Origin of the sequence: Streptomyces sp. NPDC055243, from assembly GCF_044544025.1 — a bacterium.
Taxonomy (GTDB): Bacteria; Actinomycetota; Actinomycetes; order Streptomycetales; family Streptomycetaceae; genus Streptomyces.
The window spans coordinates 34,450-55,846 of record NZ_JBITWR010000022.1 but is presented as its reverse complement, the minus strand read 5'-3'; the positions used below and the strand labels follow the sequence as shown (position 1 = coordinate 55,846).

Annotated in this window: 17 protein-coding genes and 1 pseudogene; 13 read left to right on the top strand and 5 right to left on the bottom strand. The window is 72.3% G+C overall.

Features of this window, described 5'->3' with window-relative positions; genetic code table 11:
* Window positions 1–436: 436 nt before the first annotated feature.
* Entirely contained in the window at window positions 437–775 is a 339-nt protein-coding gene (locus tag ACIGXX_RS39470) for a MerR family transcriptional regulator (protein WP_351172421.1), read from the top strand.
* Between the two features lie 57 nt (window positions 776–832).
* Here ACIGXX_RS39470 and ACIGXX_RS39465 read toward each other — a convergent pair whose 3' ends face one another.
* On the bottom strand, window positions 833–1,435 hold the full coding sequence (locus tag ACIGXX_RS39465) for a PAS domain S-box protein (protein WP_366463850.1): 603 nt from the start codon (window positions 1,433–1,435) through the stop codon (window positions 833–835).
* 181 nt (window positions 1,436–1,616) lie between these two features.
* Here ACIGXX_RS39465 and ACIGXX_RS39460 point away from each other — a divergent pair.
* Window positions 1,617–4,846, top strand: a pseudogene (locus ACIGXX_RS39460) (bifunctional cytochrome P450/NADPH--P450 reductase).
* Between the two features lie 49 nt (window positions 4,847–4,895).
* Here the strand turns inward: ACIGXX_RS39460 and ACIGXX_RS39455 are convergent.
* The gene (locus ACIGXX_RS39455; RefSeq protein WP_366463851.1) at window positions 4,896–5,594 is read right to left on the bottom strand and encodes an HAD family phosphatase; all 699 of its coding nucleotides are present in this window, start codon (window positions 5,592–5,594) and stop codon (window positions 4,896–4,898) included.
* A 19-nt stretch (window positions 5,595–5,613) separates the two neighbouring features.
* Window positions 5,614–6,189 (bottom strand): PadR family transcriptional regulator, encoded by a 576-nt coding sequence (locus tag ACIGXX_RS39450; RefSeq protein WP_351172415.1) that lies wholly within the window; start codon window positions 6,187–6,189, stop codon window positions 5,614–5,616.
* A gap of 83 nt (window positions 6,190–6,272) precedes the next feature.
* Between ACIGXX_RS39450 and ACIGXX_RS39445 the strand changes: the two genes are divergently transcribed.
* Entirely contained in the window at window positions 6,273–6,665 is a 393-nt protein-coding gene (locus ACIGXX_RS39445) for a nuclear transport factor 2 family protein (protein WP_399983306.1), read from the top strand.
* Between the two features lie 10 nt (window positions 6,666–6,675).
* Here ACIGXX_RS39445 and ACIGXX_RS39440 read toward each other — a convergent pair whose 3' ends face one another.
* On the bottom strand, window positions 6,676–7,695 hold the full coding sequence (locus ACIGXX_RS39440; RefSeq protein ID WP_399983303.1) for a LysR family transcriptional regulator: 1,020 nt from the start codon (window positions 7,693–7,695) through the stop codon (window positions 6,676–6,678).
* A 108-nt stretch (window positions 7,696–7,803) separates the two neighbouring features.
* Here ACIGXX_RS39440 and ACIGXX_RS39435 point away from each other — a divergent pair, with 108 nt between their 5' ends.
* The 5 genes from ACIGXX_RS39435 (at window position 7,804) to ACIGXX_RS39415 (ending at window position 13,470) form a co-directional block, all read left to right on the top strand.
* On the top strand, window positions 7,804–8,499 hold the full coding sequence (locus ACIGXX_RS39435; RefSeq protein ID WP_366463819.1) for a type 1 glutamine amidotransferase domain-containing protein: 696 nt from the start codon (window positions 7,804–7,806) through the stop codon (window positions 8,497–8,499).
* Window positions 8,500–8,504: 5 nt separating this feature from the next.
* On the top strand, window positions 8,505–9,071 hold the full coding sequence (locus tag ACIGXX_RS39430; RefSeq protein ID WP_351172404.1) for a TetR/AcrR family transcriptional regulator: 567 nt from the start codon (window positions 8,505–8,507) through the stop codon (window positions 9,069–9,071).
* 69 nt (window positions 9,072–9,140) lie between these two features.
* Complete coding sequence (locus tag ACIGXX_RS39425) at window positions 9,141–10,484, top strand: aldehyde dehydrogenase family protein (RefSeq protein WP_366463820.1); 1,344 nt, start codon at window positions 9,141–9,143, stop codon at window positions 10,482–10,484.
* A 138-nt stretch (window positions 10,485–10,622) separates the two neighbouring features.
* On the top strand, window positions 10,623–12,947 hold the full coding sequence (locus ACIGXX_RS39420) for a molybdopterin cofactor-binding domain-containing protein (protein WP_351172398.1): 2,325 nt from the start codon (window positions 10,623–10,625) through the stop codon (window positions 12,945–12,947).
* 46 nt (window positions 12,948–12,993) lie between these two features.
* Window positions 12,994–13,470, top strand: coding sequence for a (2Fe-2S)-binding protein (locus ACIGXX_RS39415; protein WP_399983296.1), 477 nt, complete (start codon window positions 12,994–12,996; stop codon window positions 13,468–13,470).
* Between the two features lie 76 nt (window positions 13,471–13,546).
* Here ACIGXX_RS39415 and ACIGXX_RS39410 read toward each other — a convergent pair whose 3' ends face one another.
* Window positions 13,547–14,257, bottom strand: coding sequence for a TetR/AcrR family transcriptional regulator (locus tag ACIGXX_RS39410; protein ID WP_383825380.1), 711 nt, complete (start codon window positions 14,255–14,257; stop codon window positions 13,547–13,549).
* Window positions 14,258–14,380: 123 nt separating this feature from the next.
* Between ACIGXX_RS39410 and ACIGXX_RS39405 the strand changes: the two genes are divergently transcribed.
* Genes ACIGXX_RS39405 through ACIGXX_RS39385 form a run of 5 tightly spaced genes read left to right on the top strand, consistent with a single transcriptional unit; the run spans window position 14,381 to window position 21,337 of the window.
* Window positions 14,381–16,210 carry a glycosyltransferase family 2 protein gene (locus tag ACIGXX_RS39405; RefSeq protein ID WP_399983292.1) on the top strand — a complete coding sequence of 610 codons (1,830 nt, stop codon included), beginning with the start codon at window positions 14,381–14,383 and terminating at the stop codon, window positions 16,208–16,210.
* Between the two features lie 7 nt (window positions 16,211–16,217).
* Window positions 16,218–17,282 carry a UDP-glucose 4-epimerase GalE gene (galE, locus tag ACIGXX_RS39400; protein ID WP_351172386.1) on the top strand — a complete coding sequence of 355 codons (1,065 nt, stop codon included), beginning with the start codon at window positions 16,218–16,220 and terminating at the stop codon, window positions 17,280–17,282.
* 28 nt (window positions 17,283–17,310) lie between these two features.
* A complete protein-coding gene (locus tag ACIGXX_RS39395; protein ID WP_399983288.1) occupies window positions 17,311–18,675 on the top strand; it encodes a UDP-glucose dehydrogenase family protein in 1,365 nt (454 codons plus the stop codon).
* On the top strand, window positions 18,672–19,634 hold the full coding sequence (locus ACIGXX_RS39390) for a UDP-glucuronic acid decarboxylase family protein (protein ID WP_361472113.1): 963 nt from the start codon (window positions 18,672–18,674) through the stop codon (window positions 19,632–19,634). The genes ACIGXX_RS39395 and ACIGXX_RS39390 overlap by 4 nt, the downstream gene beginning before the upstream one ends.
* A gap of 5 nt (window positions 19,635–19,639) precedes the next feature.
* The gene (locus ACIGXX_RS39385) at window positions 19,640–21,337 is read left to right on the top strand and encodes a right-handed parallel beta-helix repeat-containing protein (protein ID WP_351172377.1); all 1,698 of its coding nucleotides are present in this window, start codon (window positions 19,640–19,642) and stop codon (window positions 21,335–21,337) included.
* Window positions 21,338–21,397: the final 60 nt, after the last annotated feature.

Genomic DNA, 21,397 nt, shown 5'->3' with positions numbered 1-21,397 from the left:
GAGACACACCAGAACAGCCAAGAGCTGCGAAGAGGGCCCTGCCGGCGCGCGCCGGCAGGGCCCTCTTTGCGTTGCCCCACGCCCCAGTCCGAGCGGCAGTACATAAAATCTATCCTCGCCGGAGTAGACATTGGGCGACCGCATGATTAGGGTTTCTCTCGTAGCTACAGACCCAGAGGAGAACGGAGGAGTAGACGCCATCAGGATCGCCCGGCCCGAGATCGATTCGGCCCGGGTGCCGCAAGACCCCGGATTGGAAGGTGGTCCTCGGTCAAGCATCAGCGATCCCCGCAATTCCGCCCTGTTTGCTCGGGCCGGACAGCGGAAACAAGAGGTCGGCGCAGCAACGAGGCCGACAGATGGTGTTGAATTTCCTTCGGGGCCTTGGTGCCGTACGGCACTGGGGCCCCTCGACGCGTTGGCACAACGAGGTGACATGACTGCAGATACCCCGCTCACCGGTCGTCTGGACGACGACGACTACCCCGCCTACACCATGGGGCGGGCCGCCGAGATGCTCGGCACCACACCCGGTTTCCTGCGGGCCATCGGTGAGGCCCGGCTGATCACACCGCTCCGCTCGGAGGGCGGCCACCGGCGTTACTCCCGCTACCAGCTGCGGATCGCCGCGCGCGCTCGCGAGCTGGTGGACCAGGGAACCCCGGTCGAGGCGGCGTGCCGCATCGTCATCCTCGAGGATCAGCTCGAGGAGGCCCAGCGCATCAACGCCGAGTACCGCCGCACCGCGGCCGAGTCGAGCGACAGCACGAGCTGAGCCCCGCCCTCCCGGGGAGAGATCCCCTCCCTGGGGCGGGCTCGCTCCGCGCCCGCTTCATGCCCGCTGCACGCTTTCGTCGGCGGCCGGGGGCCACACCCCCGGCGCGAGAACCCCCAGCGCGTACGCCCGCGCCACCAGCTCCGTCCGGTTGGCCGCGCCCCAGCGCTCGGTCAGGCGCCGCAGGTGGTAGGTCACGCCGTCGCGGGTGAGGCCCGTCTCGCGGGCCGTCCGAGCCGTGGTGGCGCCACCGGCCAGCAGGGCCAGGATGCGGGTCTCGGCCGCGGACGCGGCTTCGACGGGCGCCGGATCCGGGGCGGGCTCCTCCCCCAGGACGCGCAGCAGCACCAGCAGGCCGGGGACCGCGTCGACCGTGTCGCTCACCGGCTCCGCCGTCAGCTCGCCGTGGCGCCGCACTCCGTCGGCCGCCTCCCAGTGCACCGCGACCGGGTAGCGCGAGCGGTGCCGCAGCCGCAGCGCCTCAGCGATCCGTAGGACCTGTGTCTTCTCCTCGGGGCGGAACAGCTCCAGCACGTTGCGCTCCCGCAGGGTGCCCGAGGTCTCGCCCCACTGCGCCGCCATCGCCGGATTGGCGAGGATGATCGCGCCGTTCGCGTCGCACACCGCGACCGGCATCGGGATGCGGTTGAAGAGGAGCATGGCGCGGTTGCGCCACAGCACGGAGTCCGCGCAGTCCACGGGCGACTCCTTCCTGGGCCGTCAAGAGCGGGGCGTCATTCGCCACTACACAATCATGTAGCGCCGCGGCGCGGCCCCGCGGGGACCGGCGATCAAGCTGGGGAGCAGTGACTTCCGTACGGCGAAAGGCAGTTGTCACGTCATGCCCCCCACCACCACCGCACCGCTCCCCCAGGGCGCCGCAGCCGACCCCGACGGCGTACCCCTGATCGACATTTCCGCCACCGGGCCGGGGCCCGCCCCGCTTCAGCAGGTCATGGACCTGGTCCGCCGCCACGGGCCCGTGGTGCGGCGACGGCTGCACGGCCGCGACGCGCTGTTCGTGAGCGATCTCGATCTCGTGACCGAGCTCGCCGACGAGAGCCGCTTCGCCAAGCACGTGGGCCCCGCCCTGGAGAACGTGCGCGAGTTCACCGCCGACGGACTGTTCACCGCGTACAACGAGGAGCCCAACTGGGCCCGTGCACACGACATCCTGATGCCCGCGTTCGCGCTGGGCTCGATGCGCACCTACCACCCGATGATGCTGCGCGTCGCCCACCGCCTCATCGAGTCGTGGGACCGCGGTGCGCGCGAGGGGCGTCCCGTGGACGTGCCGGGCGACATGACCCGGATGACGCTGGACACGATCGGGCTCGCCGGGTTCGGCTACGACTTCGGGTCTTCGAGCGGGCCGATTCGCATCCCTTCGTCGAGGCCATGGTCCGCTGTCTGGAGTGGAGCATGAAGCGGCTGAGCCGCACGCCGGGCAGCGACCACGCGGCGGCCGACGCGGCGTTCCGGGCCGACGCCGACTATCTCGCCCAGGTCGTCGACGAGGTCATTGCGGCGCGGTCCGGCGACACGCCCGGCGCGCCGGCCGCCGAGGATCTGCTCGGCCTCATGCTCAGCGCCGCGCACCCGGCCGACGGCACGAAGCTGGACACCGCCAACATCCGCAACCAGGTCATCACCTTCCTGATCGCGGGGCACGAGACGACGTCCGGCGCGATGTCGTTCGCTATGTACTACCTCGCCAAGCACCCCGCCGTGCTCGACCTCGTACGGCGCGAGGTCGATGCCCTGTGGGGCGACAACCCTGATCCCGAGCCGACCTTCGACGACGTCGGGCGGCTCACGTACACCCGTCAGGTACTGAACGAGGCGCTGCGCCTGTGGCCGACGGCCGCCGCGTTCGGCCGGCACGCCCGTGCGGACACGCTCCTCGGCGGCCGCATCCCGCTGCGCGCGGGCCAGGGTGTCACCGTGCTCGCGCCGATGCTGCACCGCCAGCCCGTGTGGGGCGACAACCCGGAGCTCTTCGACCCCTCGCGCTTCACCGCCGAGGCGGAGGCCGCGCGCTCCCCGCACGCGTTCAAGCCGTTCGGCACCGGTGAACGGGCCTGCATCGGGCGGCAGTTCGCGCTGCACGAGGCGACCATGCTGCTCGGGATGCTGGTGCACCGCTACCGGCTGCACGACCACGCCGACTACCGGCTCACCGTCAAGGAGACGCTCACCCTCAAGCCCGACGGCTTCACGCTCACGCTGACGCCGCGCACCGCCGCCGACCGCGTGCACGGCCTCCTGCCGGGCACGACAGCGGGCCAGGCGGTCGCGGAGCCCGACGCCGCGGTGCTGCCCGCGCGCGTCGTGCCCGGCACCCGCGCGCTCTTCCTGCACGGCAGCAACTACGGGACCTGCCGGGACTTCGCCGCTCAACTCGCCGACGAGGCGGCGTCGGTGGGCTGCGACACGGAGGTCGCGCCGCTGGACGCGTACGCCGGCGCGCTGCCCGCCGACCGCCCGGTCGTCATCACCGCCGCCTCCTACAACGGCCGGCCCACCGACGACGCCGCGGTGTTCGCCTCCTGGCTGGACGGCGCCCCGGCGGCCACCGCGGAGAACGTCACGTACGCGGTCCTCGGCGTGGGCGACCGCAACTGGGCCGCCACCTATCAGCACGTCCCGACGCGCTTGGACGAGCGGCTCGCGGAGCTGGGCGGCACCCGGCTCCTGGAGCGCACGGCGGCCGACGCGTCGGGCGATCTCGGCGGCGCCGTCCGCGATTTCACGGCCCGGCTGCGCAGGACCCTTCTGGAGCAGTACGGCGATCCCGACGCGCTGGACGCTCCGGAGGCCGCCGAGCCCGCGGACGCGTACGAGGTGCGTGAGGTGACCGGCGGCCCGCTGGACGCGCTCGCCGCGCGGCACGGCCTCGTCCCGATGACGGTCAGCGAGGCCTACGACCTCACCGCGCCCGGCCATCCCCGCACGAAGCGCTTCGTGCGGCTCGCGCTGCCCGAGGGCACGACCTACCGCACCGGCGACCACCTCACCGTGCTGCCCGTCAATGATCCGGCGCTCGTCGAGCGGGCCGCCGCAGCGCTCGGCGTGGACCTGGACGCGGTGCTCGACATCCGCGCGAGCCGCCCGCGCCGCGACGGCCTGGCCGTGGACCGCCCCCTGACGGTGCGCCAACTTCTCGCACAACACGTCGAGTTGCAGGACCGACCGACCGCCGGTCAGCTGGCGGTGCTCGCCGCCGCCAACCCCTGCCCGCCCGAGCGGGCCACCCTCGCCGCCCTGGCCGAGGACGCCGCGGCCCGCGCGGCCGACGGGCGCACGCTGCTCGAACTGGTCGAGGCCTGCCCCGCCCTGCGCGGCGCCCTGCCATGGGCTCAACTGCTCGACGTGCTCACGCCCTTGCGGCCCCGCCACTACTCGGTGTCCTCGTCGCCGGGCGTGCGGCCCGGTCACGCCGACCTGATGGTCTCCCTCCTGGAGGCCCCGGCGCGTTCGGGCAGCGGACGGCTGTACCGAGGCACGGGCTCCGGCCACCTCAACGGGGTGCGGCCGGGCGACACCGTCCTGGCCCGCGTCCAGCCCTGCCGGGAGGCCTTCCGCATCGACCACGCGGCCGGGGCGCCCGTCATCATGGTCGCCGCGGGCACGGGCCTGGCCCCCTTCCGCGGCACGATCGCGGACCGCGCGGCGCTGGTGGCCGACGGAGCTCACCTCCCGTCCGCGCTCTGCTACTTCGGGTGCGACGCCCCGGACGCGGACTTCCTGCACGCCGATGAGCTGCGCGCGGCCGAGGCCGCCGGAGCGGTCTCACTGCGCCCCGCCTTCAGCGCCTCCCCCGTCGACGGAGTGGCCTTCGTCCAGCACCGCATCGCGGCGGAGGGCGACGAGGTATGGTCCCTGCTGGCCGCCGGAGCCCGGGTGTACGTGTGCGGCGACGGCTCACGCATGGCCCCGGGCGTACGCGACGCCCTGCGCACCCTGCACCGTGACCGCACACCGGGGGCCACGGCGGCGGACTCCGAGCAGTGGCTGAACGAGCTGACGGCGCAAGGCCGTTACGTCGAGGACGTGTACGCGGCCGGGTGAGGCTACCGAGGAGGACGACCGGGTGAGCCCACCGAGGAAGGCAGCCCGCTCACGCCTGGCCCGACACCCCGGGCCCGGCGTGCGGGGCGGTGGCGAACAACTCCTCCAGGGCGTGGGTCGTCTCGTTGCTGTTGAGGTGGTGCAGGCCCCGGATGCCGAGTCGGGCCGCCCCGCTCAGGTTGTGCTCCAGGTCGTCGATCATGACGCAGGCTGAGGGTTCGACGCCCAGGCGGTCGCAGGCCGTCTGGTAGATGCGGCGGCCCGGCTTGCGGGAGCCGATGTCGCTGGAGATCACCACCACGTCCGCGAGGGCGTCCAGGTCGTAGCCCTGGTAGCAGTCGTCGCCCAGCGCGTTCGACACGATCGCCACCGGGATGCCCCGGGCGCGCAGGCCCCTCAGCGCCGCGAGCATCGCCTCGTCAGGCCGCATGCCCGCCCCGATGGCGGCGACGAGACCCACCGGTTCCACCTCCACGCCCTTCTCGCGCAGCCGCCCCGCGATGCCCCGCTCGAACTCGGCCTCGCTCATGCGCCCGCACTCGTGCTCCACGAGCAGCGCCGACGCCTCCGTGTCCTCCCGGAACAGCCGCTCGATCAGCAGGGGGTCGTCGCTCACCCGCGCCGAATAGGAGCGGAACGAGTCGAGCACGCTGGTGGTCAGTACGCCGCCGAAGTCGGTGAGCACCGCGCGCGCGGGCGCGTGCGGGCGTTCCTCCGTCGGCTCGAGCGTCGGTGTCGGCTCAGGCATGTGGTCCACTGCCGCCTCCTCAGGTTCCGCCCTTTTCGGCGTAGTTCAAACGTCGGTCGAGGATCTCCAGGACCCGCTCGCCCCAGCGCAGGTTCGACTCCTCCAGCGAGCGGCCCGCCATCAGTGTGAGGTAGGGGCCGATGCGCTCGGCGGCGCGCAGGTACTCCGCCTCGTCGCGGCCGCCCAGGAGATGGAGGCGCAGCCGTTCGTACCGGGCGAGCTTGCCGCGCGACCACTCCATGCGCTCCTCGACCAGCGCGCGGGTGGCGGCCGGGTCGGCGCCGTCCATGGCCTGCACCTTGACCATGAGTTCGTCCCGGATCGCGATGGGCCGGGGCGGCTCGGCGGCGAAGGCGTGCAGATCGCGCAGCCCGGCATCGGTGAGCGTGAACATCCGCTTGTTCGGCCTGCGCTCCTGCTGCACCACGCGGGCGTCGATCAGCCCGTCGCCCGCGAGGCGCTCCAGCTCGCGGTAGAGCTGCTGGGGAGTCGCGGACCAGAAGTTCGACACGGAGACGTCGAAGATCTTGGCCAGGTCGTAGCCGGACGACTCGCCCTCCAGGAGCGCCGCGAGCACCGCGTACTTCAGAGACATCTGGACACCGTACACCGATGCGATTACTCTCCCCCGCACCTACTCAACAAATTGACTAGGTCTCTCAGATACGAGGTGTGGGCATGCAGGCTTTCCGCAAGGCCGTCGAGGCCGACGATCACGCGGCCATCGAGGCGCTCCTGGCCGATGACGTCGTCTTCTCCAGCCCGGTGGTGTTCCGGCCCTACCCGGGCAAGGTGACGACCGCCGCGATCCTGCGCGGCGTCACCCGGGTCTTCGAGGACTTCCGGTACGTACGGGAGATCAACGACGCCGCGGGGCGCGACTCCGCGCTCGTCTTCGAGGCCCGGGTCGGCGACCGGCAGATCACCGGCTGCGACTTCCTCCACGTGAACGAGGACGGGCTGATCGACGAGTTCATGGTGATGGTCCGCCCGCTGTCGGCCGCCCAGGCGCTCGCCGAGGCCATGGGCGCCCAGTGGGACCGGATCACCCAGGAGGCGGCGGGCGCGTAGGCGCCGCCGACTACCAGGCGCGGGCCGACCGGACGAGGTGGTCGCGGACGAGGGCGACGTGCGGGTTGTCCGCCGAGCCAGGGCGCTGCACCAGGAAGCCGGTGTTGATCGGGGCGTCCTCCGGGTCGTGGAGGAGGACCAGCGTCCCGGCGGCCAGCGCGTCGCGGCAGAGATAGCGGGGCAGCACGGAGAAGCCGGCCCCCGCGATCACGGCCGACAGCACGCCCCGCAGGTCGGGGACCGTGACCGAGGCCTCGCATACGAGCCGCTTGCCGAAGACGTGCCGCCAGTAGCGGCGGGCGATCGGCAGGTCATCGGCGTACGTGACGAGGGGGACGCCCAGCAGCACGCCGGGGCCGTCGGCCGCGATCCGGTCCGGGCCGCCGATGCGCTCGGCCCACGAGGGCGCCGCGACCAGCACGAACTCCTCGTCCGCCAGCGGCACCGAGCTCAGGGAGCGCCCGCGGGGGCGGGCCGTGGCGATCACCAGGTCGTGCCGTCCCGCCCGCAGCTCGTCCAGGAGCCGGTCGCTCAGGCCCGTCGTCACGCGCAGCCGGACGCCCTGCTCGATCAGCGGCGCCAGCGCGGGCAGCGCGCAGTGGCAGAGCATCTCCGCCGGGCCCGCCAGGTGGACGGGCTCCGCGGGGGCGCCGTCGAGGGGGCCGCCGTGTCCGGTGACCGCGGCGAGGGCGTCGAGGGGGTCGACGACCCGGGCGGCGAGCGCGTCCGCGTACGGCGCCGGGGCGACCCCGCGCGGCAGCCGCTCGAACAGCTCCCGGTCGACCTGCCGCTCCAGGGCCCGGATCTGCGTGGTGACGGTGGGCTGCGAGAGGCCGAGCAGCCGGGCCGCGGCGGTGAAGGAACCCGAGCGGTACACGGCCAGGAACGTACGCAGCAGGTTCAGGTCCAGCGGGCCCCCGGCGGCGCCGTGCGCCACGGCCGGTCCGTCCGGCCCGGCTGGTGCGGTCGGTGCGGTCGGTGCGGCCCCCTGCGCTATTCCCGCCGACCCATCGGAATTCCTATCTACCATATGGGTCAGCCTATTGGATTTCGTTGGGCAGGCCCACCTACCTTCGAGGACAGCACCGACTGACGCTCTGAGCACAGAACGTCAGAGATTCCAGCCTCGGAGAGACACATGTCCAAGATCCTGTTCGTCGTGACCGGCGCCGACCACTGGACGCTGGCCGACGGCACCCAGCACCCCACCGGCTTCTGGGCCGAGGAAGCCGTCGCGCCGTACGAGGCGTTCAAGGCCGCCGGACACGAGATCGTCGTCGCGACACCGGGCGGCGTCGTGCCGACCGTCGACCAGGCGAGCCTGGCGCCCGAGTTCAACGGCGGCCAGGAAGGCGCCGACAAGGTCGCCGCGACCCTCGCGGAGATCAGCGAGTTCCTCGAGCCGCTCAAGCTGGAGGAGGTCGACCTCGCCGACTACGCCGCGGTCTTCTACCCCGGCGGCCACGGCCCCATGGAGGACCTCGCCGTCGACGCCGCGTCCGGCAGGCTCCTGGCCACCGCGCTGGACGTCGGCATTCCGCTCGGCGTCGTCTGCCACGGACCGGCCGCGCTGCTCGCCGCGACCAAGGAGGACGGCACCAACGCCTTCGCCGGGTACGAGGTGACCGGCTTCACCAATGCCGAGGAGACGCAGTCCGGCTTCGCCGAGAAGGCCAAGTGGCTGCTCCAGGACCGGCTCGTCGCGGCGGGCGTCGACTTCCAGGAGGGCGAGGCCTGGGCCCCCAAGGTGGTCGTCGACCGCAACCTGGTCACCGGCCAGAACCCGGCGTCCTCAGCGCCGCTCGCGGCCGAGCTCCTCAAGAAGCTGGCCTGACCCTCATGGGCAGCGACCGGCTCGACGAGGTCCTCGACGCCACCTACGACTCCCTCACGCGGTATGGCGTACGGCGCACCACGATGGACGACATCGCCTCCACGATGGGCGTGTCCCGGTCAGCGGTCTATCAGTACGTCCGCAACAAGGACGACGCCTTCCGCAAGCTCGCCGAGCGCCTGCACGCCGAGGCGCTCGCGCGGGCCCGGCAGGCGGCGGCCGCTGACGCCCCCAGCGCCGAGCGCATCCGGGGCGTCCTCGCCGCCAAGCTCGACCTGGTCCTGCGGCTGGCCGGGGACTCGCCGCACTCCGCCGAGCTCCTCGACGCCAAGGCCCGCCTCTTCGGCGACATCTGCCACGGCTTCACGGGCTCGCTGCGGCACCTGCTCATCGACCTGTTCACCGAAGCGGGCACCCCGGCGTCCGTGGAGCCCGCCGAGGCCGCCGACATCTGCGTCGCCCTGGTCATGGGCCTGGAGTCGGTGTCCGACGGCCGCCGTCTCTTCGGCCCCGCCACCGACGCGCTCCTGACCGGACTGCTCGGCTCGCCGGTCACCACCACCCCTGACTGAGCGCGCCGACCCCGCTCCTCCCCACCCCCCATGCACCACCTCATCTGAGACCTCCCGAGGAGACCCCTCATGCACCACCCCGAAGCGCCCGCCTCCCCCGAGCTCGACCCCGAGGCGCTCGTCGCCGGGCTCCGCGCCACCTTCGCCACCGGCCGCACCCGACCCCTGGCCTGGCGCGAGCGGCAGCTCACCCGGCTGCGCTCCCTGTTCACCGAGCACCGCGAGGACATCGCGGACGCCCTGTACGCCGATCTGCACAAGCCGCGCACCGAGGCCTACACCGCCGAAGTCGACTTCCCCGTACGGGAGATCGACCACACGCTGGCCCACCTGGAGGAGTGGCTGCGCCCCCAGCCGCTCGCGTCCGGCGCCCTCGCCGGGCTGCCCGAGGGCTCGACCGCCGGCACGCAGTACGAGCCGCTGGGCACCGTCCTGATCATCGCGCCGTGGAACTACCCCGTACAGCTGCTGCTCGTCCCGCTGGTGGGCGCGCTCGCGGCGGGCAACACGGTCGTCCTGAAGCCGAGCGAGGTCACCCCGGCCACCTCGGAGTTGATCGCCCGGCTCGTCCCGAAGTACCTGGACACGGACGCGGTCGCCGTCGTCGAGGGCGGCGTGCCGGAGACCACCGCGCTGCTCGCCCAGCGCTACGACCACATCTTCTACACCGGCAACGGCGCCGTCGGCCGCATCGTGATGCGCGCCGCCGCCGAGCACCTCACCCCGGTCACCCTCGAACTCGGCGGCAAGTCACCGGTGTTCGTGGACCGTGACGTCGACGTGGCCGCCGTCGCCACGCGCCTGGCCGAGGCCAAGTTCCGCAACGCCGGCCAGACGTGCGTCGCTCCCGACTACGTCCTGACCGACCCGGAGACCGCGTCCGCCCTCGCCCGGGAGCTGCGCACGGCCGTGGAGCGGGTGTTCAGCGCGGACCCCAAGACCTCGGAGACCTACGGACGCATCGTCAACGAGCGGCACTTCGACCGGGTCTCGGCCCTGCTCGGCTCCGGGACGACGGCGTTCGGCGGGCAGAGCGACCGCGACGACGTCTACATCGCGCCGACCGTGCTCACCGACGTGAAGCCCGACGAGCCGGTGATGCGGGAGGAGATCTTCGGCCCCGTCCTGCCGATCGTGAACGTCGACGGCCTCGACGAGGCCATCGCGTTCATCAACGACCGCGACAAGCCGCTCGCCCTCTACGGCTTCACCGAGAACGAGACGACGCGGCAGCGCCTGGCCGCGGAGACGTCGTCGGGCGGGCTCGGCTTCGGCCTGCCGATGGCCCATCTGCGCGTCCCCGAGCTGCCGTTCGGCGGCGTCGGCGAGAGCGGCGTGGGCAACTACCACGGCCCGCACTCCATCGCCACGTTCAGCCACCGCAAGGCCCGCCTCGACGTGCCGCTGGGCTGACTTCCGGCCCATCCCTGTGGCGGCCCTGTGCAGTTTCCGCCCTCACCGTGCTCCTCCCGGCTGCCGCGCCATAAGCTGCGCGGTTGATCAACGCAACGCCACCGTCCAGGTCGTTCGCGTTCCCCGGGAGGAGCACACATGGCAGAACAGCGCCGTTCGGAACAGGAGTCCGGGCCCGAAGACCCCGGCCGCCGCAGGGTCCTCGCGTATCTGCTGGCGGCGCCGACGCTGGCCGTCGGCGTGCGGCTGGGGGTCGACTCGGCGGGCGGCGAGACGGCCGAGGCCGTGGTGCCGTCGCCGCCGCAGCCCGAGAACCTGCTCGACCTCGGCGACCTGCAGAATCTCGCGGCTGCGCCGACCTCCGGCCTGATCGCGGTCCAGGTGCACACCGACGGCACCGCGTCCTTCGCGGTGCCCCGGGCCGAGGTGGGCCAGGGCATGACCACGGCGGTCGCGATGATGATCGCCGAGGAGATGGACCTGCCGCTCGCCAAGGTCAGGGTCACGCTGGCCGACGCCCGCCCGGAGCTGATGATGAATCAGCTCACCGGCGGCTCGAACTCGATGCGCAGCATCTACCGCCCCGTGCGCGTCGCGGCGGCAGTCGCCCGCCAGCGCCTCGTCGCGACCGCCGCCGAGCAGTGGGGCGTCGCCGCGGGCGACCTCTCCACCAAGGACGGCGTCATCTCGTACGGCTCCACGAAGAGCGCCACGTACGGCTCGCTCGCCGAGGCGGCGGCCAGCGCCAGCGTCGTGGCGGCATCGGCGCGCCTGAAGGACCCCTCGGACTTCACCGTCATCGGCACCCCGCAGAACCGCGTCGACGCGCTGGCCGCCGTGACCGGGCGCAAGTCGTTCGGCATGGACCTCCAGGTCCCGGGCGCCAAGCCGACGATGGTGCGCAGGCCGCCGACGATCAACGGCACCGTCGTGTCCGTCGCCAACGCCGACGCGGTGCGCTCCATGCCGGGCATCACCGATGTCGCCACCGTCAAGCACGGAGTGGCCGTACGCGGCGAGACGTTCGGCCAGTGCATCGACGCGCTGCGGGCGCTGGAGGTGACGTGGGGTCCGGGACCCGTGGACAAGGAGTCCGACGCCACCGTCCTGGCCAAGCTGAAGAAGGCCGCGCTGCCCCTGGTCGTGCCCCCGCTCCTGACGAAGAAGGTCGAGGCCGAGTTCACCTTCGCGTTCGCCAGCAACAGCCCGCTGGAGCCCGACAACGCGATCGCCGACGTGCGCTCCGACCGGGCGGAGATCTGGTCGAGCCTCAAGGTGCCGATCGTGGCGCAGCGCGCGATCGCGACCCAACTCGGCCTGCCCCAGCGGGCCGTGACCGTGCATGTGGTGGAGGGCGGCGGGTCGTTCGGGCGCCACCTCTTCCACGACGTGGCCGCCGAAGCCGCCGAGATCTCGCAGAAGATGGGCAAGCCGGTCAAGCTCTCGTGGTCCCGCACGGACAACTTCCGGCAGGGCCGCACCCATCCCATGTGCGTTTCGCGGGTGCGCGCCACCTACGCGCTGGGCAATGTCCTCAGCTACGAGCAGCGGCACACCAGTTCCCGCACGGACTTCGGCCACGGCCTGGGCGAGGTGCTCACGTCCACGGCCGCGCAGCTGCCGGTGGTGGGCAATCCGACGTTCGCCCAGACCATCTTCCAGCTCACCCAGTCCTCGCCCTACCACTTCGGTGTCACCACGCAGCTGTTGAACGAGGTGCCGCTGAAGTTCAACACGGGCAGCATGCGCAACATCTACTCGCCGAACGTGGCGTGCGCGCGCGAGCTCATCGTCGATCAACTGGCGGCGAAGATGGGCAAGGACCCCGTGGAGTTCCGCCGCGAGTTCGTCAAGGAGAAGCGGCTGCGGGCCGTCCTGGACAAGGCCGCCGAGGCCGGGCAGTGGGGCCGGTCGCTGCCCTCGGGCGTCGCCCAGGGGATCGCGCTGCACGCCGAGTACCGGGGAGCGGTCGCCACGCTCGTCGAGATCGACTGCCGGCCCGAGACGGTGAACCGCGAGGTCAGGGACGGAGTGACCGGGCCGCGCGTCACCAAGGCGCTGATGGTCGTGGACGCGGGGTTCGCCATCAACCCCCGCGGCATCGAGGCGCAGATGATGGGCGGGATGAACGACGCCCTCGCCATGGCGCTCACCTCCAGCCTGCACATCAAGGACGGGCTCCCGCTGGAGGGCAGCTGGGACAACTACTTCTACACCCGGCAGTGGAACACCCCGCTCGAACTGGACGTCGTCGTGATGGGCGAGACCACGGGGAAGCCCGCCGGTGTGGGCGAGCTGGGGGTCGCGCCCGCGTTCGGCGCGATCGCCTGCGCCTACGCGCGCGCCACCGGGACGATGCCGACCAGCTTCCCCATCAACCACGGCACGCTCGGCTTCGATCCGCTGCCGGCCCAGCCGTCCACGCCGCAGTCCCCGACCGACGGTCTCGACCGTGCCTACTGACTCGCCCGTGCCTACTGACGCGCCCGCGTCTGCTGAGGAGCCTTCCGTGCCGCGCCACACCTTCAAGCTCAACGGCGAACAGATCACCGTCGAGGCCGACGACGACGTACGCCTCCTGTGGGTGCTGCGTGACCTGCTCGGCGTGACCGGGCCGAAGTACGGCTGCGGTCTCGGCGTCTGCCAGTCCTGTACGTCGCACATCAACGGCAAGGCGTTCAACCCCTGTTCGGTGCCGGTCTCGAAGATCGGCACCGATGACGAGATCACCACGATCGAGGGCCTGCCCGGCACCGTCGGCAAGGAGCTGCACCCGATGCAGGAGGCGTGGCTGGAGCTGGACGTCTCGCAGTGCGGGTACTGCCAGCCGGGCCAGATCATGGCCGCCGTCGCCAAAGTACGGCAGGCCGCCGCCGTCGGCCGTGAGATCAGTGACGACGACCTGGACGAGATCCGCAACATCTGCCGGTGCGGTACGTACACCCGGATCCGCGAGGCCATCAAGGCCGGGGCGAAGCGGATGTAGCCCCCCCCCGCGTCCAGGGCGAGTTCCGGCGCCACGGTGGCGCCGGAGCCCGCTGCCGCACGCCGGGGCGGCGGCCTCATGACCCCAGCAACGCGTCGAGCCCCGCGGCCAGTTGCCCCGGGCCGCCCTGTCCGTCCAGGGAGACGGCGGTGGCCCGCAGCCGCGGGAACTCCTGTGCGGGCATGCGGTGCAGGCCGAGCCGGAAGGCCGGGTCGGGCTCACCGGGCTCGTCGTCCATGGCCCGCAGCTCGACGAGGAGATAGCCGAGCAGCCACGCCGTGAACGCCCGGTGGAGCTCCACGACGCGGCGGCCGCCCAGACCCGCGTCGTGCAGCAGCGCCAGGACGCGTTCGTCGCTGCGCAGGACGGCCGCCGGGCGGCGGGCCAGCGGGGTGGACAGCAGGCGGGTGGCGAGCAGCGGGACCATGTTCGGGTGGCGCAGGGCGACGCGGTGGGTGGCGAGCGCGATGCGGTGCAGCTCCCCCTTCCAGTCGGCGGCTCGGGGCTCGGCGTCCAGGTCGCTCTCCAGTTCCTGGCAGAACGCCTCGACCAGGCCGTCGAGCAGGTCCCCCTTGCTGGACGCGTACCGGTACAGGGCCATCGCCTCCACGCCCAGTTCCGCGCCGAGCTTGCGCATGCTCAGGCCCGAGAGCCCGTCGCGGTCGACGACCTCCAGGGCCGTGGCCAGGACGCGCTCCCGGCTGAGCCGTCCATAACGCCCCCGGTCACTGGCGCGCCGCCCCTCGGCCGCGGCCGCCTTCTTCTCCTTCTCTTTCTCGTTCGGCATGTCCGCCGCGTCCGCCTCTCTGGCCCCCTTGACCTCAGGGAACATCGGGTGCAAAGTCGTACATATACGACGTAAACGTACGTGGTCAGCGTACAGCGTCCGACCTCTCAGGAGCGTCGCGCCATGACGCACAGCGAGCCGATGCCGGCGGATCTGGTCCAGCTGGAGCGGGAGCTCGCGCGGATGTCGGACGGCAACGTCGTGCGCGTCACCGCGGGCGGCCCCGTCTTCGGCCATCCGTTCCCGGTGCGCACCGTCCGCCCCACGACCTTCGTGCCCGCGCTCCCCCGGCACGACCGGGCCGCCCTCACGGTGATCGCCGTGTGCTGGGCGCTGAGCTTCCTGTGGTTCTGGTCCTGGTGGCTTCAGCCCCAGCACCGTGTCGGCTGGGCGGGCCTGATCGTCAACAGCGCCCTGCTGCTGTACCTCACCGCCCTGCCCTGCTACTTCTTCGTCACCGCCCTGCGCCTGCGCCGCGTCAACCCCGCGCTTCCGGTGCCCGCACTTCCGGTCGCCTTCGCCGTGACCCGCGCCCCCTCGGAGCCCTGGCCCACCGTCCGGCACACGCTCGAGGCGATGCTGGCCCAGGACTTCCCGCACCGCTACGACGTGTGGCTGTGCGACGAGGACCCCACCGAGGAGATCATCGCCTGGTGCCGGACGCATCAGGTACGGATGTCCTGCCGCCGCGGCGTGCGCCCCTACCACCGCAGCGACTGGCCGCGCCGCACCCGCTGCAAGGAAGGCAACCTCGCCTACTTCTACGACAACTGGGGCTACGACCGCTACGAGGTGGTCGCCCAGCTCGACTGCGACCACGTCCCCGCGCCGACCTACCTCGCCGAGATGGTCCGCCCCTTCGACGACCCCGCCATCGGCTACGTCGCCGCCCCCAGCATCTGCGACGCCAACGGCGCGGTGTCGTGGGCGGCCCGGGGACGGCTGCACCGCGAGGCCGTCTGGCACGGCGCGGTCCAGCTGGGGCACAGCGACGGGCTCGCGCCGATGTGCATCGGCTCCCACTACGCCGTGCGCACCCGCGCGCTGCGGGACATCGGCGGCCTCGGCCCCGAGCTCGCCGAGGACTTCTCCACCACGTACCTGCTCAACTCGGCCGGCTGGAACGGCGCGTTCGCCATCGACGCCGAGGCGCACGGGGACGGTCCGCTCACCTTCGCCGACATGATCACGCAGGAGTACCAGTGGTCACGGAGCCTGACCACGATGCTCCTCGGTCTGCTGCCGTGCCATCTGCGACGGCTGCCGCTCGTACTGCGGCTGCGCTTCTCGTACGCCCTGGCCTACTACCCGCTCCTCGGCCTGATGATCACCGCGGGCCTCACGCTGCCGCCGATCGCCGTCCTCACCGGCCTGCCGTGGATGAACGTCAACTACTTCGACTTCCTGGTCCACTTCTGGGCCATGCCCGTGTGGCTGCTCCTGACCCTGTACGTGATGCGGCGCTGCGGGATGCTGCGCCCGCGCACCGCCCCGCTGATCAGCTGGGAGACCTGGCTGTTCGCGCTCGCCCGCTGGCCGTTCGTCATCCTGGGCCTGTTCGGCGCCGTCGGGCAGAAGCTGCGCCCGCACCCGGTGACCTTCAAGGTCACGCCCAAGGACACCGGCGGGCCGCGGCCGCTGCCCGCCCGGCTCACCCTGCCCTTCGTCGTGCTGGCCGGCGCGCTGTCCTCGATCGCCGTGGTGGGCGAGCTGACAAGCCCCGCGGCCGGCTACGTCTTCCTCTGCCTGCTCGCCGCCGCGACCTACGCGGCCGTCGCCGTCGCCGTGCCCCTGCTCCATGTGCGGGAGGCGGCACGGGCGGCGGACGTCCGTTTCACCCGCGCCCTGTCGACCGCCCGCCTGCCGCTGGCCCTGGGCCTCCTGGCGTCCCTGCCGGTCGCCACCGCCATCGTCTTCTACCCGGCGTACGCCGCCGCCGTCCTGAGCTGGTGAACGGGCCATGAGCGCACCCTCCACGATCCTCGTCACCGGCGGAGCGGGCTTCATCGGAAGCCACACCTGCGTCGAACTCCTCGACCACGGCTACGAACTGATCGTGATCGACGACTACTCCCACAGCACCCCGCAGGTCTTCACGCGGGTGGAACGGATCGCCGACCGGTTCGTCGGCGCCGTCTATGAGCTGGACATCCGTGATCGGCGCGCCCTGTCGGCCGTCTTCGACCGCCACTCCGTGGACGCCGTCGTGCACTTTGCCGCGCACAAGGCCGTGGGCGAGTCGACACGGATGCCCATCGAGTACTACGACACCAACGTCGGCGGCACGACCGCGCTGCTGCGGGTCATGCGTGAACACGGCGTGCACCAGCTGGTGTTCTCCTCCTCCTGTTCCGTCTACGGCGACGCGGGGCGCGGGCCGCTCGACGAGTCGACGCCCGCCCGGCCCACCAATCCGTACGCGACGTCCAAGTGGATCTGCGAGCAGGTCCTGGCCGACGTGTGCGCCCGCTGCCCCGAGTTCACCGTGCTGGCCCTGCGCTACTTCAACCCCGTCGGCGCCCACCCCAGCGGACTGCTCGGCGAGGACCCGGGCGGAGTGCCCGACAATCTGATGCCCTACGTGGCGCAGGTCGCCGTCGGGCGGCGCGAGCGGCTCCCCGTCTTCGGCGACGACTACCCCACGCCCGACGGCACCGCGATCCGCGACTACCTCCACGTCATGGACACCGCCGAGGCCCACCGCATCGCCCTGGACCACCTCGCCGACGGACCGGGCCTGCGGGTGTTCAACCTCGGCGTCGGGACCGGCCGTTCGGTCCTCGACGTCATCTCCGCGTTCGGCGCGGCCTGCGGCCGGGCCGTCCCGTACCAGATCATGCCGCGCCGCCCCGGCGACGTGACCGAACTCGTCGCCGACGCGAGCGCGGTGGCGCGCGCCTGGGGCTGGCGCCCCACCCGGGACCTCGCCGACATGTGCCGCGACGCGTGGCGCTTCCAGCAGCTCAACCCCCATGGCTACGCCGGCCCCGGCCGGCACCCCACCAGCAAGCAGCAGGCCCCGTGAGGCCCGACGACCCGTAAGGAGCGACGTCATGCGGATGACAGTGATCGGCACCGGATACGTGGGAACGGTGCACGCCGCGTGCATGGCCGACATCGGCCACCAGGTCCTCGGCATCGACATCGACGCCGAACGGATCGCATCCCTGTCGGCGGGCCGGGCGCCCATCCACGAGAGCGGCCTCGACGAACTGCTCGCCAGGACCGTCGCGTCGGGCAGGCTGCGCTTCTCCACCTCGCTCGCCGAGGGCGCCGCGTTCGCCCGGACGCACTTCCTGTGCGTGGGCACCCCGCAGCGCCCCGACAGCAAGGCCGCCGACCTCCGTTACGTGGACGCCGTCGTGGACGGGCTCGCCCCGCATCTGCGGCCCGGCAGCCTGATCGTGGGCAAGTCGACCGTGCCGGTGGGCACGGCGGCCCGGCTCGCCGAGCGCATCGCCCGGACGACCCGGGACACGGAGGTCGCCTGGAACCCCGAGTTCCTGCGCGAGGGGTCCGCGGTCCAGGACACCATGCGGCCCGAGCGGCTCGTCGTGGGCGTGACGTCGCAGCACGCCGAGGCCGTGCTGCGGACGATCTACACGCCGATGATCCTCGCCGGGGTGCCGTTCTTCAGCACCGATCCGGCGACGGCGGAGCTGGTCAAGGTCGCGGCGAACTCCTTCCTCGCCACCAAGATCTCCTTCATCAACGCCATGGCCGAGGTGTGCGACGCCGCGGGCGCCGACGCGTCGGTCCTGGCCAGGGCCATCGGCGCGGACACCCGGATCGGGCCCCGCTTCCTCGAACCGGGGCTCGGCTTCGGCGGCAGCTGCTTCCCCAAGGACATCCGGGCCTTCGCCGCCCGCGCCGAGGAGATCGGCGCCGGTGAGGCGGTGGTGTTCCTGCACGAGGTCGACCGGATCAACACCCGTCAGCGCCTGCGCACCGTCGAGCGGGCACGCCGGCTCCTGGGCGGCTCGCCGACCGGGCGCCGGATCGCCGTGCTCGGCGCGGCCTTCAAGCCCGGCAGCGACGACGTGCGCGACTCGCCCGCCCTGGCCGTGGCGGCGGCCCTGCACCGGCAGGGCGCCGCGGTCCGCGTGCACGACCCCCAGGCCCTCGACAACGCCCGCGCCGTCCACCCCGAACTGTCCTACGCCCTGGACGTCGACAAGGCGTGCGAGGACGCCGACCTGGTCCTGCACCTGACCGACTGGCCCGAGTACCAGGACATCGACCCCGCCGCGCTCGCCTCCCAGGTGCGCTCCCCCGTCCTCCTGGACGCCCGCAACAGCCTCGACCCGCGGTCCTGGTCGGCGGCCGGCTGGACCGTGCACGCCCCGGGCCGCCCCCGGCTCTCCTGCGCCACCCCGTCTCAGGTCAGGACCGCCGCACTCACCGGAGGTGCGTCATGAGGGTCGTGGTGACCGGCGGCGGCGGTTTCGTGGGATCCCATCTGTGCGAGGCGCTGCTGCGCCGAGGAGACACCGTCTGCTGCCTGGACAACTTCTGCACCGGGGAAGAGGACAACGTCGCCCACCTGCTCGGCACACCCCGCTTCCGGCTGATCCACGCCGACGTGACGGCGCCGTTCGACGTGCCGGGCCGCGTGGACGCCGTCGCCCACCTCGCCAGCCCCGCCTCGCCGCCGGACTACCACCGCCTGGCCCTGGAGACCCTGGCCGTCGGCAGCCGCGGCACCGAGCACGCCCTGCGCCTGGCCCAGCGGCACGGCGCCCGCTTCCTGCTCACCTCCACCAGCGAGGTCTACGGCGACCCGGAGGTCCACCCGCAGCCCGAGGAGTACTGGGGCCACGTCAATCCGGTCGGCCCGCGCAGCGTCTACGACGAGGCCAAGCGGTTCGCGGAGGCGCTCGCCACGGCGTACCGGCGCGGCCCGGGCGTCGACGCGGGCATCGTACGGATCTTCAACACGTACGGTCCGCGGATGCGGCCGCACGACGGACGGGTGGTCTCCACCTTCGTCCGCCAGGCCCTGGCGGGCCGGCCGCTGACGCTCTACGGCGACGGCAGCCAGACCCGCAGTTTCTGCTACGTCGACGACCTTGTCCGAGGCCTGATCGCGATGCTCGACAGCGACCGCGCCGGGCCGGTGAACCTGGGCAATCCCAGCGAGCGCACCGTCCGCGAACTGGCCGAACTCGTCCTCCGTATCACCGGATCGCCCTCGCGGATCGTCTGCCGCCCGCTGCCCGTCGACGATCCCACCCGCCGCCGCCCGGTGATCAACCGGGCCGTGGAGCAGCTCGGCTGGATGCCCCGCGTCCCCCTCGACGAGGGGCTGCGGCGCACGGTGGCGTGGTTCGCCGCGCGGTCCGAACCGCCGCTCGCGCGAGTGCCGGTGGAGGCCTGATCCCGATGACCGGGCAATTCTCCAGAGCCACCGCCCGGCGGTGCACCGCCCCCGGCGTCCTCACCGCCGCGCTCGTGCTGATCGGTGCGAGCGGCTGCGTGGCCACGCCCCACTACTCGCCCGCGACCGACACCAAGGCCGATGCCGCCCCGTACGCCACGTACTACGTCGGTTCGCGGGGCGACGACGAGAACGACGGTTCCTCGCCCGGACAGGCATGGCGCTCCCTCGCCCGTGCCGAACGCGTGGCGCTCGAACCCGGCGACCGGCTGCTCCTGGAGGGCGGCGCCCGGTTCACCGGCACGATCACCCTGGGCAGCACCGAGGCGGGCCGCGCGGACCGGCCCGTGGTGATCGGTTCGTACGGCGAGGGCCGCGCGACCGTCGAGGCCGAGGGCAGCCCCGGCATCTCCGTGCACAACACCGCGGGCGTGCGGATCCGCGATCTCACCGTCACCGGGGACCGCGCCGCCTACGCCCGTGACGGCGGCATCAACCTCTACGCCGACCGCCCCGGCGGCGGAAAGCTGAACCGTGTCTCCGTCTCGGACGTCACCGTCTCCGGATTCCAGGTGGGCATCGCCGTCGGCGGCATCGAGAAGGGCAACGGATTCAAGGACGTGACGATCCGGCAGGCGAAGCTGCACGGCAACAAGGACGCCGGTCTCCTGACGTACGGCCCCGAGTTCGAGCCGGGACAGCCCGCCTACGCGCACGAGGACGTCGACGTCACGGGCGTCGAGGCCTACCGCAACACCGGCGATCCCGCGGCGGACGACCGTCACACCGGCGACGGCATCATCCTGGGCGCCGTACGCCATGCCACGGTGCGCGACTCCAGCGCCCACGACAACGGGAGCACGTCGGCCACCGAGGCGCCTTCGGGGCCGGTGGGCATCTGGGCCTACGACGCCAGCGACGTGCTCCTGGAGCACAACACCGCCTACCGCAACCACACCGGTTCGGACGTCGACGGCGCGGGGTTCGGATTCGACGAGAACGTCTCGGACTCGACCATCCAGTACAACCTGGCCTTCCACAACGACGGCCCGGGCTTCTACACCTACACCAGGAAGACCAACGGCGCGCACAAGGACAACACGATCCGCTACAACCTCACCTCCGACGACGGCCGCAAGCTGCCGCGCTTCGGCGGGCTCGCCGTCTACGGCCACGACGTGCGCAACCTGCGCATCTACCAGAACACCGTGGTCATGACGGCCCTGGAGAACGGAAGGAGCGGCCCCGCCCTGCGCCTGATGGACGGTCAGACGGGTGTCACGGTCCGCAACAACACCTTCGTCACCGACGGCTCCCCCCTGGCCCTGGTGGACCGGGGCCTCACCGCGAAGAACGTCCTCGTGCAGGGCAACAACTACCGGGCGCCGCAGGGACAGTGGGCCGTGCAGTGGGGCGACCACGCCTACACCGGCCTCGCCGCCTGGCGCACGGCGACCGGACAGGAACGCGTCGACGGACGGCCCGCCGGCCTGACCGTCGACCCCTGCCTCGCCGGCGGCGAACTGCCGGACGTCGACTCCCCCGGCGACGCGCACCTGCTCGCCCCGGAGTGCGACGCCCTCGCGGACAAGGGCCTCGACCTGCGGAAGCTGTTCGGCGTCGACCCCGGTTCCGTGGACTACTTCGGCCGGCCCGTCGGCACGCCTCCGCCGGTCGGGGCCGCGCTGCCCCCGGCGGACTGAGCCCGGCCGAAGACACCGGGTCCGGCTGAAGACACCGGGTCCGGCTGAAGATGCAGGTGC

Excerpts from the sequence above, each read along its gene's own strand:
- ACIGXX_RS39435 (WP_366463819.1), top strand. The coding sequence starts at position 7,804 with ATGTCCAAGATCCTGTTCGTCGTGACCGGCGCCGACCACTGGACGCTG.
- ACIGXX_RS39405 (WP_399983292.1), top strand. The coding sequence starts at position 14,381 with ATGACGCACAGCGAGCCGATGCCGGCGGATCTGGTCCAGCTGGAGCGG.
- ACIGXX_RS39465 (WP_366463850.1), bottom strand. The coding sequence starts at position 1,435 with ATGCTCCTCTTCAACCGCATCCCGATGCCGGTCGCGGTGTGCGACGCG.
- ACIGXX_RS39420 (WP_351172398.1), top strand. The coding sequence starts at position 10,623 with ATGGCAGAACAGCGCCGTTCGGAACAGGAGTCCGGGCCCGAAGACCCC.
- ACIGXX_RS39395 (WP_399983288.1), top strand. The coding sequence starts at position 17,311 with ATGCGGATGACAGTGATCGGCACCGGATACGTGGGAACGGTGCACGCC.
- ACIGXX_RS39440 (WP_399983303.1), bottom strand. The coding sequence starts at position 7,695 with ATGGTAGATAGGAATTCCGATGGGTCGGCGGGAATAGCGCAGGGGGCC.
- ACIGXX_RS39445 (WP_399983306.1), top strand. The coding sequence starts at position 6,273 with ATGCAGGCTTTCCGCAAGGCCGTCGAGGCCGACGATCACGCGGCCATC.
- ACIGXX_RS39390 (WP_361472113.1), top strand. The coding sequence starts at position 18,672 with ATGAGGGTCGTGGTGACCGGCGGCGGCGGTTTCGTGGGATCCCATCTG.
- galE (WP_351172386.1), top strand. The coding sequence starts at position 16,218 with ATGAGCGCACCCTCCACGATCCTCGTCACCGGCGGAGCGGGCTTCATC.
- ACIGXX_RS39450 (WP_351172415.1), bottom strand. The coding sequence starts at position 6,189 with ATGTCTCTGAAGTACGCGGTGCTCGCGGCGCTCCTGGAGGGCGAGTCG.
- ACIGXX_RS39470 (WP_351172421.1), top strand. The coding sequence starts at position 437 with ATGACTGCAGATACCCCGCTCACCGGTCGTCTGGACGACGACGACTAC.
- ACIGXX_RS39410 (WP_383825380.1), bottom strand. The coding sequence starts at position 14,257 with ATGCCGAACGAGAAAGAGAAGGAGAAGAAGGCGGCCGCGGCCGAGGGG.
- ACIGXX_RS39385 (WP_351172377.1), top strand. The coding sequence starts at position 19,640 with ATGACCGGGCAATTCTCCAGAGCCACCGCCCGGCGGTGCACCGCCCCC.
- ACIGXX_RS39425 (WP_366463820.1), top strand. The coding sequence starts at position 9,141 with ATGCACCACCCCGAAGCGCCCGCCTCCCCCGAGCTCGACCCCGAGGCG.
- ACIGXX_RS39430 (WP_351172404.1), top strand. The coding sequence starts at position 8,505 with ATGGGCAGCGACCGGCTCGACGAGGTCCTCGACGCCACCTACGACTCC.
- ACIGXX_RS39455 (WP_366463851.1), bottom strand. The coding sequence starts at position 5,594 with ATGCCTGAGCCGACACCGACGCTCGAGCCGACGGAGGAACGCCCGCAC.